Origin of the sequence: Sulfurihydrogenibium azorense Az-Fu1 (assembly GCF_000021545.1) — a bacterium.
In the GTDB taxonomy this organism is placed as follows: domain Bacteria; phylum Aquificota; class Aquificia; order Aquificales; family Hydrogenothermaceae; genus Sulfurihydrogenibium; species Sulfurihydrogenibium azorense.
In genome coordinates, this window is record NC_012438.1 from 458,766 (window position 1) to 470,828 (window position 12,063).

General features: G+C 33.7%; 18 protein-coding genes and 1 tRNA gene. 4 read left to right on the top strand and 15 right to left on the bottom strand.

Features of this window, described 5'->3' with window-relative positions; all coding sequences use genetic code 11:
* The first annotated feature begins 31 nt into the window (after positions 1 to 31).
* From accC (SULAZ_RS02470) to SULAZ_RS02480, 4 genes are all read left to right on the top strand, one after another.
* Positions 32 to 1,378 (top strand): acetyl-CoA carboxylase biotin carboxylase subunit, encoded by a 1,347-nt coding sequence (gene accC / locus SULAZ_RS02470; RefSeq protein WP_012674274.1) that lies wholly within the window; start codon positions 32 to 34, stop codon positions 1,376 to 1,378.
* Positions 1,375 to 2,013 carry an MBL fold metallo-hydrolase gene (locus tag SULAZ_RS02475; RefSeq protein WP_012674942.1) on the top strand — a complete coding sequence of 213 codons (639 nt, stop codon included), beginning with the start codon at positions 1,375 to 1,377 and terminating at the stop codon, positions 2,011 to 2,013. Before accC (SULAZ_RS02470) ends, SULAZ_RS02475 begins: the two co-directional genes overlap by 4 nt.
* Entirely contained in the window at positions 2,007 to 2,849 is an 843-nt protein-coding gene (locus tag SULAZ_RS08805; protein WP_012673652.1) for a deoxyribonuclease IV, read from the top strand. Before SULAZ_RS02475 ends, SULAZ_RS08805 begins: the two co-directional genes overlap by 7 nt.
* A tRNA-Arg gene (locus SULAZ_RS02480) sits at positions 2,840 to 2,913 on the top strand. The genes SULAZ_RS08805 and SULAZ_RS02480 overlap by 10 nt, the downstream gene beginning before the upstream one ends.
* On the opposite strand, the gene SULAZ_RS08810 is transcribed toward SULAZ_RS02480, so the two are convergent.
* From SULAZ_RS08810 to SULAZ_RS02545, 15 genes are all read right to left on the bottom strand, one after another.
* Positions 2,895 to 3,344: a TlpA family protein disulfide reductase gene (locus SULAZ_RS08810; protein ID WP_012674866.1), complete on the bottom strand. Its 450-nt coding sequence runs from the start codon at positions 3,342 to 3,344 to the stop codon at positions 2,895 to 2,897. The two genes, SULAZ_RS02480 and SULAZ_RS08810, sit on opposite strands and share 19 nt — an antisense overlap.
* 2 nt (positions 3,345 to 3,346) lie before the next feature.
* A complete protein-coding gene (locus tag SULAZ_RS02485; protein WP_041675784.1) occupies positions 3,347 to 3,748 on the bottom strand; it encodes a hypothetical protein in 402 nt (133 codons plus the stop codon).
* Positions 3,717 to 3,965: a hypothetical protein gene (locus tag SULAZ_RS02490; RefSeq protein ID WP_012673812.1), complete on the bottom strand. Its 249-nt coding sequence runs from the start codon at positions 3,963 to 3,965 to the stop codon at positions 3,717 to 3,719. Before SULAZ_RS02490 ends, SULAZ_RS02485 begins: the two co-directional genes overlap by 32 nt.
* A 12-nt stretch (positions 3,966 to 3,977) precedes the next feature.
* Positions 3,978 to 4,658, bottom strand: a complete 681-nt coding sequence (purQ, locus tag SULAZ_RS02495) for a phosphoribosylformylglycinamidine synthase I (protein ID WP_012674450.1) — start codon at positions 4,656 to 4,658, stop codon at positions 3,978 to 3,980.
* 4 nt (positions 4,659 to 4,662) lie between these two features.
* Positions 4,663 to 4,905: a phosphoribosylformylglycinamidine synthase subunit PurS gene (gene purS, locus SULAZ_RS02500; protein ID WP_012675058.1), complete on the bottom strand. Its 243-nt coding sequence runs from the start codon at positions 4,903 to 4,905 to the stop codon at positions 4,663 to 4,665.
* Between the two features lie 35 nt (positions 4,906 to 4,940).
* Positions 4,941 to 5,759, bottom strand: coding sequence for a TlyA family RNA methyltransferase (locus SULAZ_RS02505; protein WP_012674518.1), 819 nt, complete (start codon positions 5,757 to 5,759; stop codon positions 4,941 to 4,943).
* Positions 5,734 to 5,892 carry a hypothetical protein gene (locus SULAZ_RS09000; RefSeq protein ID WP_012674822.1) on the bottom strand — a complete coding sequence of 53 codons (159 nt, stop codon included), beginning with the start codon at positions 5,890 to 5,892 and terminating at the stop codon, positions 5,734 to 5,736. Before SULAZ_RS09000 ends, SULAZ_RS02505 begins: the two co-directional genes overlap by 26 nt.
* Before the next feature lie 10 nt (positions 5,893 to 5,902).
* The gene (def, locus tag SULAZ_RS02510) at positions 5,903 to 6,409 is read right to left on the bottom strand and encodes a peptide deformylase (RefSeq protein ID WP_012674643.1); all 507 of its coding nucleotides are present in this window, start codon (positions 6,407 to 6,409) and stop codon (positions 5,903 to 5,905) included.
* Positions 6,409 to 6,927, bottom strand: a complete 519-nt coding sequence (locus SULAZ_RS02515) for a glycine cleavage system transcriptional repressor (protein ID WP_012673658.1) — start codon at positions 6,925 to 6,927, stop codon at positions 6,409 to 6,411. The genes def and SULAZ_RS02515 overlap by 1 nt, the downstream gene beginning before the upstream one ends.
* Positions 6,924 to 7,334, bottom strand: coding sequence for a glycine cleavage system protein GcvH (gcvH, locus tag SULAZ_RS02520; RefSeq protein WP_012674474.1), 411 nt, complete (start codon positions 7,332 to 7,334; stop codon positions 6,924 to 6,926). Before gcvH ends, SULAZ_RS02515 begins: the two co-directional genes overlap by 4 nt.
* A 15-nt stretch (positions 7,335 to 7,349) precedes the next feature.
* Positions 7,350 to 7,847, bottom strand: coding sequence for a CPBP family glutamic-type intramembrane protease (locus SULAZ_RS02525; protein ID WP_012673532.1), 498 nt, complete (start codon positions 7,845 to 7,847; stop codon positions 7,350 to 7,352).
* 4 nt (positions 7,848 to 7,851) lie between these two features.
* Entirely contained in the window at positions 7,852 to 8,142 is a 291-nt protein-coding gene (locus SULAZ_RS02530; protein ID WP_228357461.1) for a DUF4911 domain-containing protein, read from the bottom strand.
* A 100-nt stretch (positions 8,143 to 8,242) separates the two neighbouring features.
* Positions 8,243 to 10,186: a pyruvate/oxaloacetate carboxyltransferase gene (locus SULAZ_RS02535; protein ID WP_012673944.1), complete on the bottom strand. Its 1,944-nt coding sequence runs from the start codon at positions 10,184 to 10,186 to the stop codon at positions 8,243 to 8,245.
* Between the two features lie 24 nt (positions 10,187 to 10,210).
* Entirely contained in the window at positions 10,211 to 11,629 is a 1,419-nt protein-coding gene (gene accC / locus SULAZ_RS02540) for an acetyl-CoA carboxylase biotin carboxylase subunit (RefSeq protein ID WP_012674921.1), read from the bottom strand.
* Between the two features lie 12 nt (positions 11,630 to 11,641).
* On the bottom strand, positions 11,642 to 12,052 hold the full coding sequence (locus SULAZ_RS02545; protein WP_012673744.1) for an OsmC family protein: 411 nt from the start codon (positions 12,050 to 12,052) through the stop codon (positions 11,642 to 11,644).
* Positions 12,053 to 12,063: the final 11 nt, after the last annotated feature.

Genomic DNA, 12,063 nt, shown 5'->3' on the forward strand with positions numbered 1-12,063 from the left:
TAATACAACAAAAATTTTCCGGAGAGAAAGTTTGCTGAAAAACATAAAAAGGATTCTTATTGCAAATAGGGGTGAAATAGCTGTCAGAGCAATTAGGAGTATAAGGGAACTTGGTGGAGAAAGTGTTGCCATATATTCAGAGGGAGATAAAAACTCTATACATAAGGATCTTGCTGATATTTCAGTATGTATAGGAGGACCTCATCCTTCTCAGAGTTATCTAAATATTCCTGCTATTTTATCTGCGGTTGATTTGGTACATGCAGATGCAGTTTATCCCGGATATGGATTTTTAGCTGAAAATCCAAATTTTGCTGCAATTTGTGAAAAAAGTAATATAAAGTTTATAGGACCTTCTTCAAAAACCTTAAAACTTACAGGAGATAAGGCAGCTGCACGGGAAGCGGCTAAAAAGGCAAACGTTCCAATTATCCCAGGAAGTCCGCCTGTAGACCAGTTAAAAGATGCGTTAGAAGTAGCTTCAAAAATAGGTTATCCTGTTTTGATAAAAGCAGCTGCTGGTGGCGGTGGTAGAGGTATGAGAGTAGTCCATAACGATCAAGAGTTAACGAGACTACTACCACTGGCTCAAAGAGAAGCTGAAAGTGCTTTTGGAGATAAAACAGTTTATATAGAAAAGTTTATAGAAAATCCTAAACATATAGAGATTCAAATTCTTGCTGATGAGTATGGAAACATCATACACCTTGGAGAGAGAGAGTGCTCTGTTCAAAGAAGACATCAAAAACTTATTGAAGAGTCTCCTTCACCTTTTATAGATGAAAAAATAAGAAAGGAGATGGGAGAGGCGGCTGTAAGGTTTGCAAAAGCTGTAGGGTTTACAGGTGCAGGTACAGTTGAGTTTATAGTTGACAAAGATAAAAACTTTTACTTTATTGAGATGAATGGAAGAATTCAAGTTGAACATCCAGTTACAGAGATGGTTACTGGGATAGATATAGTATCTTGGCAACTAAGAATAGCAGATGGCCAAAAGTTAACATTATCACAAGACGATGTAAAAATAAACGGCCATGCAATAGAGTTTAGAATAAACGCAGAAGACCCTGAAACTTTTACTCCGTCTCCTGGAAAGATAGAAAGGCTGTACCTCCCTGGTGGATATGGAGTAAGAGTAGACACTCATATATACCAAGGATATCAAATACCACCTTACTATGACTCACTAATGGCAAAACTTATAGTGTGGGGTAAAACAAGGGAAGAAACTATAAGAAGAGCAAAGAGAGCACTTCAAGAGTTTAAGATAGAAGGACTAAAAACAACTATTCCCTTCCACCTAAAAATCCTTGAACACAAAGAGTTTTTAAAAGGAACTTATACAACTTCTTTAGTTGATAGAGAGTTTTTAAAGTGATTGTAAAAGTCCTTACAGTTGGTCCTTTAGCAGAAAACTGTGTAGTTATATACGATGAAAAAACGAAAGACTGTGTGATAATAGACCCAGGAGCTGATGGTGAAGATATATTAGAAGAAGTTGAACATTTTAACGTAAAAGCTATATTAGCTACTCATGGCCATTTAGACCACGTAGGACAAGTTGGCTTTTTAAAAAAGATTTTAGACGTTCCTTTTTATATGAATGTAAAAGATGAGTTTTTAATAAATAATGATATATTTCCTGGATTTTCTATGATAATCAAAGCTACAAAGTGTCCAAACCCTGATTTTGATTTAAAAGAAGGAGATAACTTAAAGTTTGGTAGTATATCCTTTTATGTTATAGAGACGCCAGGACATACTCCCGGAAGTGTGTGCTTTTACAATCAAGAAAACAAAATCCTTATAAGTGGAGATACACTTTTTGCCGGAAGTGTAGGAAGGGTTGACCTTCCTGGCGGAAATGGAGCTGAGCTTGAGAAATCTTTAAGTAAACTTATGACTCTCCCGGAAGATACAGTTGTTTATCCCGGACATGGTGGTAGAACAACAATAGGTAAAGAAAAAAGAACAAACCCTTTTATAACTGGTGTGTTTAAGCTAAAATGGTAAACATAGGAACCCATGTATCTTCTTCAAAATCTTTAGACCTTGTTTTTGATAGAGGAAAAGAAGTAGGAGCTAAAAGTATTCAGTTTTTCTTAAGGTCTCCAAGGTCTTGGAGCTGGATTGAAAGAAAAGAGTCAGAAAAACAGCTCTTTTTAAAGAAGAAAAATACTTACGGTATAAATCCGACTGTAGTCCATGCTTCTTATCTGTTTAACTTGGCATCTTATGATGATGAACTTTTTAATAAATCTATTAGCTCTGTTATAGAAGAGTTAGAATTATGTGAAGAATTAAAAGTAGATTACTACGTTATTCATGCAGGAAAAACTAAAGGTAAATCAAAAGAGTATGGAATAAATAGGATATTAAAAGCTTTTGAAGTTATATTTAGTAAAGTAAGCCTAAAAAATACAACTTTCTTAGTAGAAACGTTAGCCGGTCAATCTGGTGAAGTAGGTTCTACTTTAGAAGAAGTAAAAGATCTTATAGATCCTTTTTCTACAGAAAAATTAGGAGTATGTTTAGATACCTGCCATATTTTCGCAGCTGGATACCCTATCCATATAGAAGAAGGTTTTAAAGATTATAAATCTAAACTTCAAGATTTAATAGGTTTAGAAAAGGTTAAAGTTATTCACTGTAATGACTCAAAAACACCTTTTAACTCTCATAAAGATAGGCATGAACATATTGGAAAAGGTTTTTTAGGACTTAAAGCCTTTGAAAATTTTTTAAATGATGAATATTTTAAAACTCTCCCATTTATACTTGAAACACCAAAGGAAGGTAATATGGATATAATAAATATGAATGTACTATACTCTCTTGTGCGTCCGTAGCTCAGTTGGATAGAGCATCGGTTTCCGGGGCCGAAGGTCGCAGGTTCAAATCCTGCCGGACGCACTTTTAGACAGAGCTTCTCTTAAATACTTTCTAAGGTTTTCTTCCGTTAAGGCTCCGTATACTACTGCTAACTTTTTCCCAGAAGGGTTAATTATGTAGGTTGTAGGAGTACCAAATATCGGAAATAAAACCTGATTTTTGGGATTATTTGCATAGATAGGAAAATCTTTGTCTTTAAAGTTATTATCTTTACCATCTAATGCAAAAGCAATCACTATAAACTTACCTTCAAATTCCTTTTCTTTAAGGACTTTTTTTATAGTAGGTATCTCTGCCATACAGTGTCCACAAGAATAAGCCATAAAGTTTAAGATTATAAGCTTATCAGAAGGTAAAGGTACAGGATTTGAGAATTTATCTAAAAGAAGAGTTTTCTCTTTGCTAAATGATAAAGAAAAAAGCATTAAAACTAAAAAAAATACTTTCTTCATTCTTAAACTTTGTCCTGTATTCTTATAACCTTTCCTAAGATATTAATTGATGTAAAGTTTTCCTCTTTAACTTTTGTCTTTTTTTTTCCTTTAACATCAGATAGAATAACAGTATCTTCCTTCTTTTCAATAAATCTAAACATTCCCCATTTACCTTTTTCTTTAAAAAGTATAATATCACCACTTTGTATAGATAAAGGAGGTACCTTACCTACTAAAACCCATAGATTTTTTATCTTCAACCAAAATGTGTTTTCCTTAAAGTTTTCTACATTTTCTACAATTATAAGATTAGTAGGAGTTTCTTCAACAGGTTTTAATTGACCATTTTCTAAAACTTCGTAAGTTTTTAAGTAGACTTTTAAATCTTCACTATGCAAGCTTTTTTGTTGGGATTGTTGCATTTCTTGTTTGTTCTTTTAGTATATTTATAGATTGAGCTACCATAAAAAACGCATGTTCTAAGTTTATGAGAGCTGCTTCAAAATCTTTGTCTTTCGTTTCAAACCTAAGTTTTCTAACTTCTTTAAAAAGTTCATCTACGTTTGTTCCAAGCTCGTAAGCTAAAGTAAAAACTCTTGCTACTAGATCATCTAACTTTTTTCTTTCTATATCAGTCATCTTTTATACTCCTTAGTTAATTATTGATAAAAATATTTTTAACCCATCAGATGTTCCAAGTATAGATTCACAAGCCCTCTCTGGATGGGGCATAAGTCCAAACACGTTAAACTTCTCGTTACAAACGCCAGCTATATTAGATATAGAGCCGTTTGGATTTGATTCTTCATTTACATTGCCGTCTTTATCACAGTATCTTAGTATTATCTGACCCTTTTCTTCCATACTTTTAAGGCTTTGATCGTCAACGAAGTAATTTCCATCGTGGTGGGCTATAGGAAGTTTTATAATTTCTTCTTTATTTAGCTTTTTTGTAAATGGTGTGTTGTTGTTTTCAACTTTTAGGTATTGATGTTTGCATATAAATTTTCCGTGGTTGTTAGGAAGTAGAGCTCCAGGAAGAAGATGGGCTTCTGTAAGTATCTGAAAACCATTACATATACCAATTACAAATTTTCCTTTTTCTACAAACTCTTTTAAAGCGTTAGTTAGTGGTGTATGGGATGCTATAACTCCAGGTCTTAAATAATCTCCAAAAGAAAAGCCTCCGGGAACTATTATACAGTCATACTTGTCTATTTTTGTCTCTCTGTAATCTATAAAGTCCACATCTTTGTTTAATACATCTCTTATTACGTAGTAAGTATCGTAATCACAGTTTGACCCGGGGTAAACAGCCACACCAAACTTCATTTCACTACTCCACTATCTCAAATTCGTAATCTTCTATAAGGTCGTTTACTAGAGCTTTTCTTGCCATTTCTTTTGCTTCTTCTACTGCTTTTTCTTTATCTTTATTTTCAATGTATACTTCTATATACTTTCCTACCTTTACATCTTTAACATCAGAAAAACCAAGAGATTTTAAGCTTTCTGATACAGCTCTACCTTGAGGGTCTAAAACACCTTTTCTTGGTTTGATGTAGAATTTTATAAGCATTAGCATCCTCGCAAGCACAGTTTTATAAAATTATATCATAGAGTTTCGTGGGCTTGTGAAACTACCTGTTTTACCTCTTCATAACTTATAGGTTTACAGTCTTTATTTTTCCTTTCAATGTAGGCTAAAAATTCAATATTACCTTCAGGTCCTTTAATAGGAGAAAAGTCTAAACCTTTAACACAGTAACAGCTTTCGTGTAATAAGTTTATCACAGAGATTATGGCTTTTTCGTGTAGAGATGGGTCTTTTACGACTCCGTTTTTTACTTCTTTTTTAGACAGTTCAAACTGAGGTTTTATAAGAATAACTCCTTTAAAATCTTCTTTTAAAATATCACAGATATTTGGAAGTATCTTAGTTATAGATATAAAAGATACGTCAGCAACTACTATATCTATTTCTTCTGGAATTTCTTTTTTTGATAGGTACCTTGCGTTAAACTCTTCTATTGATACAACTCTTGGGTCTGACCTTAACTTTTCATGGAGCTGATTTTTTCCTACATCTACGGCGTAAACTTTCTTTGCACCGTTTTGAAGAAGACAGTCTGTGAACCCTCCTGTAGAAGACCCAATATCAAGGCATACTTTATCTTTCACATCAAGATTAAACACTTTTATCCCTTTTTCAAGTTTAAAGCCTCCTCTTGATACGTAAGGTATCTTTTCTTTGATGTGTATGTTTGCATCGGTTGGTATTTTTGTTCCGGGTTTGTCTATTTTTTGATTGTTTACAAAAACTACACCAGACATAATAAGAGCTTGGGCTTTTTCTCTCGTCTCTACAAGTCCCTTATCTACAAGAAGTTTATCTATCCTCTCTTTTTTAGGCGTAGATTGAGATTTTTCCATCTGGATTTGGTGGTGGTTGTTTTTGCTGGCTATTTGGTATTGTTTGAAGCATCTGTTGGTTTAGCTGTTTTGAAAGCTCTAACATCTGTTTAAATAATTCTACTGCTAAAACATCTATGGGGTTTACTTGCATAACACATTCCTCACTTGTAAACTTTTCTTTTAAAGATATCTTTAGGTGAAACCACCTTTTCTATAAAAACTTTTCCATCTAAATGGTCTATCTCGTGCTGTATTACTACAGCTTCAAACCCTTCTGTATCAAATGTAATCAGTTTACCGTTTTCGTCAAGGGCTTCTACCTTTATATAGTAAAACCTTTTTACATTTCCTGTGTAATCTGGTACTGACATACATCCTTCCCTAAATATAATTTCTCCTTCTCCATAGATAATTTTTGGGTTGGATAGTACCATTAAACCGTGGGATACTTTATTTGTCTTGTGAGTAGATTTGGATGTATCTACTATTATCGTTCTTATATGGTTATTTACTTGAGGAGCTGCTATACCTACCCCTCCAGGTGAATTGTACATAGTGTACTTTAACTTTTCTACAAACTCTTTAAACTCTTTTCCAAAATCAACTACTTCTATAGATTTTTTCTTTAATCTTTCATCGGGATATTGAAGGATAGGAAGTTTTTCCATTATAAGCTTGCCGTATCTATACTTTCTATTGCTATATCAACATTCAAAATATTCTTGAGATTTTCTATCTCTTTTTCAAACTTTTTTAAGTCTAAACTTTCTGGGATTTCTGCCTGAATAAACATAACGTATAACTCGTTTGTTTTCTCAGTTCTTAAATCTGCTATGTTTATAGAGTTATCTGCAAGTAGTTTTGAAACATTGTAAACAATACCTGGTTTGTCTGACCCATACACGATGATGTTGTAGTTTAAATTACTCTCTTTAATTTTTTTATCTAATCCTGTAATCTCTTTCAGTGTAACGTTAAGATTTTCTTCTTCTAGTGTATCTAAATCCTGCTTTAAGGTGTCGTAATCTATATCTCCTTTTACTATCAGTATTATAACAAATTCGTTGTTTAATCTTGTCATAGCAGAGTCTTCTATGTTTAGGCCATTTTTGTAAAGTATCTGACTTACTTTTGCAACGATACCTGGTCTATCTTCTCCAAAAGCTGTTATTAAAAAGGTTCTCAAAACTCTTCCTCTTTTTCAAGTTCTTCTAAGTATGCTTTGTAGTCTTCAGCTGTCATTAAATCTTCTACTTCTGATAGGTCCTTCATCTGGATATCAGCTATCCAACCATCTCCGTAAGGGTCTGAGTTTATAACTGATGGATCGTTTGCTAAATCTTCGTTTATAGCTATTATTTTCCCTGTTACTGGTGAGTAGATTTCAGAAACAGCTTTTACAGACTCAACAGAAGCTATAACTTCCCCTGACTCTACCTCTCTTCCCAATTCTGGCAAATCAACAAACACAACATCTCCAAGTTGGTGCTGACCATAGTCTGTGATACCTATAGTTGCAACATCATTTTCTATCCTTACCCATATGTGTTCTTTTGTGTAATAAAGACCTTCTGGGATTCTATACTCTTCCATCTTTCCTCCTCATATTTATAATCTAAATCCAGAATTTATTATATCAGAGTTCAATAAAATTTTATCGTAAAACACATTAGATAAAAAGTGTAAAACAGCTATTAATATGAATGATTTAGTCTTTTGATACACAAAACCGTAGATTAAAGAAGGTAAAAATACAAGAAAAGAGTGTAAATCTCCATATAGTAGTATATGTGGAATTGTAAATAGAATTGAAGTGGTAAAGTTAGAAAAGAAACTCATCAGGTAAACTCTAAAAAAAAGTTCTTCTGAAAATGCAATAGAAAGTTGATTTAAAGTAGAGTATAAATCTTGGAAAAAGATAAAAGGAACGGTACAAAGCAAACCGAGACTCCACTTAGATATTAAATTTAAATTTTTTAAATCAACAAACAGTAAAGGTATGAGTAAAATTAAGGGTGTTAAAAAAGAGATGTTATAGTATTTGTTTAGTATTACAGATAATAGAAGTCCGGTGTATAAAAGTAGTGGTGTTGTATATGTTTTCAAGGTATTATGTAACTGCTATTAACCAGTTGTCTCCTAACTCTCCTATAATTTCTAACGTTGGGTCATGGTTTTTCTTTATATCATCTAGTATAAGGTATAAATCCTCTACAAAATCTGGAGATGTTATTAAGTCTAAGATTCCTTCTTTACCGTATCTTGTTCTTGGTAGAGCTATCCTGTCATAACCGTTTATTACCATTGAAATAAAGTTCATCTTCTCAGGATTACATTTAATGACTAAATTTACACTTTTTCTGGGTACATTTGAAAGTTTTTTTAAAAGTTCTTCTGACAACAATTTTATCTACCTTTTAATAGGATATTTAAACTTATTATAGCATTTTTTCTTAGAATTTTTAAAGAGAGAGCCGTAAAAGGCTCTCTTAAGATTAATTTTAAGCGGGTTCTATTCTTATTAAAGTTTCATCAGGAGTTATGTTGTCTCCAACTTTTGCGTATATTTCTTTAACTACTCCATCTATAGGAGCATGTATTTCGTTTTCCATCTTCATTGCTTCAACCATTGCCACAACCTGACCTTTTTTAACTTTATCTCCAACGTTTACAAGGATTTTAGATACTTTTCCTGGCATAGGTGGAGCTACGTCCCCTTCTTTTTCTGGTCTTGGTCTTCCAGACCCAGAAGCTGCAGCCGGTGCACTTGCAACAAATCCAGACTTACCTACTAATGTAACTGCTAGTGGTGTTAGTTGAACTTCTTCTAATCTTCCGTTTACGTTTACATAGAACTTTCTTGGTTTTGATGGATCTTGTTCTGGAGATACTCCTTCTATTTTTACTTTAAACTTATCACCGTGGTAGATTATTTCAAACTCTACAGGAGCTACGTTTTCTATTCCATCTGGCTTCATTTCTTTTGGTTCTACAACATCTGGTGGAAGTGTTGTTAACTCTCCTTTTTCCCTTGCTATTAAGAACTCCTTTGCTTGTAATGGGAATAGTACCATTAAGAGTACTTCTTCGTCTGTAGGTTCTCTATTTAGTATTAACTTAACTTCGTTGTACGCTTTTTCCCACTCTTCCTTGTCTGCTAAATCACCTGCTCTGATAGAAAAGTCCGGTTCTTTACCAGGTCCAAGTATCTTTTCTGCAAGCTCTTTAGATATAGGTCCAGGAGGTTTACCATACTTTCCTTCTACGTAGTCTCTAACTTCTTTTGTAATTATTTTGTATCTCTCTCCTGATATTACGTTTAAAACTGCTTGTACACCTACTATTTGTGATGAAGGGGTTAAAAGTGGTGGATATCCAAGGTCTCTTTCTACATTTGGAACTTCTTCTAAAGCTTCTTCCATTTTATCTAATGCATTAGCTTCCATAAGCTGAGCAACCATATTAGATATCATTCCACCCGGTATCTTATGGATTAGTACTTTTGCGTTTACACCTGCATACTCTGTTTCATACTTCTTATACTTTTTCTTAATTTCTCTTGTTATTTCTGCTAACTCATCTAAAACTTTTAAATCTAAACCTGTATCGTAAGGTGTGTCCTTAAGAGCTGCAACTACACTTTCGGTTGCCGGATGGGAAGAACCAAAAGCAAGTGGTGAAAGAACTGTATCTACCATATCTACACCTGCAAGGATAGCCATCATATGGTTCATTATAGCTGTACCACTCATGTCGTGGTTATGTAGTACTAGTTTAATTCTATCGTTAGCTTTTTCTTTTATTTTCTGTTTTATACCTCTTATTATGTTATATGTGTCCTCAGGCATAAGTATACCTGTAGCATCTTTAAAACATATCCAGTCTGGTTCTAAATCTATTAGCTCATCTGCGTAGGACATCCACTTTTCTAAAGTATGTACAGGGCTTTTTGTATAACTTATTTCTGCGTGAACTTCTCCGCCAAACTCTTTTATAGCTTTTACAGCAACCTCTATGTTTCTGTTATCGTTTAATGAGTCAAATACTCTAAATACGGTAATACCGTGTTCTATAGCTTTTTCAACAAACTTTTTAACAACTTTGTCTGATTTAGGTTTGTATCCAACAATGTTTTGTCCTCTAAATAGCATTTGAAGCTTTGTTCGAGGCATAACTTCTTTTATTCTTTTTAGCCTTTCCCAAGGGTCTTCCTTTAGGTATCTCAAGCATACGTCAAAAGTAGCTCCACCCCATACCTCTACAGCATAGAATCCAGCCTTATCCATCTTTTCACATAAAGGTAAAAGGTCATCTGTTCTTACCCTTGTAGCTAACTTACATTGTTGGCCGTCTCTTGGTGTTAAATCTGTAATTTTAATAGGTTTTGGTGGTGCAACTTCTAAGTTGCCTTGTTGAAGTAAATCTTTAAAAAGTTTAATATTCATATCTAAAACCTCCTAATTATATTCTTATAATCCATAATGTGCTGCTATAGAAGCTGCTATAAATGAGACTATGTCTTCTTTACTTAGTTCTTCTTTGTAATCTAGAAGTTGTGGATTTTCTTGTAAATACTTAGTTGTAAACATTCCTTCTTTAAACTTAGGGTCTTTCATAATTTCTTTAAGGAGGGGGATAGTTGTTTTTACTCCACTTATTTCAAAATAATCTAAAGCAGCTTTTGTTACACTTATTGCTTCATCAAATGTTTTACCCCAACAGATAAGTTTTGCTATCATTGAGTCAAAGTAAGGAGTTACTTCAAAGCCTACAGATGCTGAGCTTTCTATCCTTACTCCAAATCCTCCTGGAGCATAGTATCTTTTAATTGTTCCGATACTTGGAGCGTAGTTCTTTTTTGGATCTTCTGCGTTTATTCTACATTCAATAGCAAATCCATTAAATTTAACATCTTCTTGTTTTATTGAAAGTTTTTCACCAGCTGCTATTTTAATTTGTTCTCTAACTATATCAATTCCGGTAATCATTTCTGTTACTGGGTGTTCTACTTGTATTCTTGTGTTCATTTCTATAAAGTATATGTTTCCTTCTAAGTCTGATACAAATTCCATAGTACCAGCACTGTAATAACCAATGTTTTTAGCTGCGTTTGCACATATTTCTCCGTACTTTCTTCTCTTTTCTTCGTCTAAAACAAGTGAAGGAGCTATTTCTACTAATTTTTGATTTCTCCTTTGAATTGAACAGTCCCTTTCACCAAGATGTATTACGTTTCCATACTTGTCTCCTAAAATTTGAAACTCTATATGTTTTGGATTTTGTATATACTTTTCAAGTAGTAAGTCTCCTCTTCCAAAAGCTTTTTCAGCTTCTTTATAAGCCTGTTCATAATTTCTTTTTAACTCTTCTTCATCGTTACAAATTCTTATACCTCTACCACCACCACCTGCAGAAGCTTTAAGAAGTACAGGATATCCTATCTCTTTTGCTAGAGCTACAGCTTCCTCTACTGATTTAAGTACTCCATCACTACCTGGAACTGTGGGAACACCAAACTTCTTCATTATCTCTTTAGACCTTGCTTTATCTCCCATCATTGCTATAACTTCAGAAGATGGTCCTATAAATGTAATGCCGTTGTCTTCACACATTTTTGCAAACTCTTCGTTTTCGGCTAAAAATCCGTACCCTGGATGTATAGCATCTGCACCTACGGATTTAGCAAGGTCTATTATTAACTGTTTGTTTAGATAAGTATCTAACGGATTAGCACCTATCATATAGGCTTCATCTGCCATTTTAACGTGTCTTGCTGTGGACTCTACATCTGAGTAAATAGCAACTGTAGGTATTCCAAGTTCATGAGATGCTTTTATTATTCTACAAGCTATCTCTCCTCTGTTTGCTACAAGTATTTTTTTAAACATTGCTTTTACTCCTTACTTTTCTATTTTAAATTCATAGCTAATAGGAGCTACTTGATTAATCATGTAAGCTATGCTACAAGTTTTATTTAACGATGTTTCTATTGCATCTTTAACGTCTTGTTCTGTTACATCTCCCTTGATAGTGAACTTTAAGTATATTTTTGTAAACACTTTTGGATAGGTATCTTTTCTTTCTGCATCGGTCTCTACTACTATATCATCAACTTTTTTACCTGCTTTGTGAAGAGCTTCATAAACGTGTATACCCATGCACCCTGCTATAGAGTGGAATAGTAACTCTGGAGGTCTTACTCCTCTTCCTTTACCTCCAACGTAAGCAGCTGCGTCTATTGGAAGTTCTATCCCTGCTTCACCTTTCCCTATAAAATGAAAGTCTTCTTTTTGTTTTACTACTACCTTCATCTTTCACCTCT

Excerpts from the sequence above, each read along its gene's own strand:
- SULAZ_RS08805 (WP_012673652.1), top strand. The coding sequence starts at position 2,007 with ATGGTAAACATAGGAACCCATGTATCTTCTTCAAAATCTTTAGACCTT.
- SULAZ_RS02545 (WP_012673744.1), bottom strand. The coding sequence starts at position 12,052 with ATGAAGGTAGTAGTAAAACAAAAAGAAGACTTTCATTTTATAGGGAAA.
- purQ (WP_012674450.1), bottom strand. The coding sequence starts at position 4,658 with ATGAAGTTTGGTGTGGCTGTTTACCCCGGGTCAAACTGTGATTACGAT.
- SULAZ_RS02490 (WP_012673812.1), bottom strand. The coding sequence starts at position 3,965 with ATGACTGATATAGAAAGAAAAAAGTTAGATGATCTAGTAGCAAGAGTT.
- purS (WP_012675058.1), bottom strand. The coding sequence starts at position 4,905 with ATGCTTATAAAATTCTACATCAAACCAAGAAAAGGTGTTTTAGACCCT.
- SULAZ_RS02505 (WP_012674518.1), bottom strand. The coding sequence starts at position 5,759 with ATGGAAAAATCTCAATCTACGCCTAAAAAAGAGAGGATAGATAAACTT.
- gcvH (WP_012674474.1), bottom strand. The coding sequence starts at position 7,334 with ATGGAAGAGTATAGAATCCCAGAAGGTCTTTATTACACAAAAGAACAC.
- SULAZ_RS02535 (WP_012673944.1), bottom strand. The coding sequence starts at position 10,186 with ATGAATATTAAACTTTTTAAAGATTTACTTCAACAAGGCAACTTAGAA.
- SULAZ_RS08810 (WP_012674866.1), bottom strand. The coding sequence starts at position 3,344 with ATGAAGAAAGTATTTTTTTTAGTTTTAATGCTTTTTTCTTTATCATTT.
- def (WP_012674643.1), bottom strand. The coding sequence starts at position 6,409 with ATGGAAAAACTTCCTATCCTTCAATATCCCGATGAAAGATTAAAGAAA.
- SULAZ_RS02485 (WP_041675784.1), bottom strand. The coding sequence starts at position 3,748 with ATGCAACAATCCCAACAAAAAAGCTTGCATAGTGAAGATTTAAAAGTC.
- SULAZ_RS09000 (WP_012674822.1), bottom strand. The coding sequence starts at position 5,892 with ATGCAAGTAAACCCCATAGATGTTTTAGCAGTAGAATTATTTAAACAG.
- accC (WP_012674921.1), bottom strand. The coding sequence starts at position 11,629 with ATGTTTAAAAAAATACTTGTAGCAAACAGAGGAGAGATAGCTTGTAGA.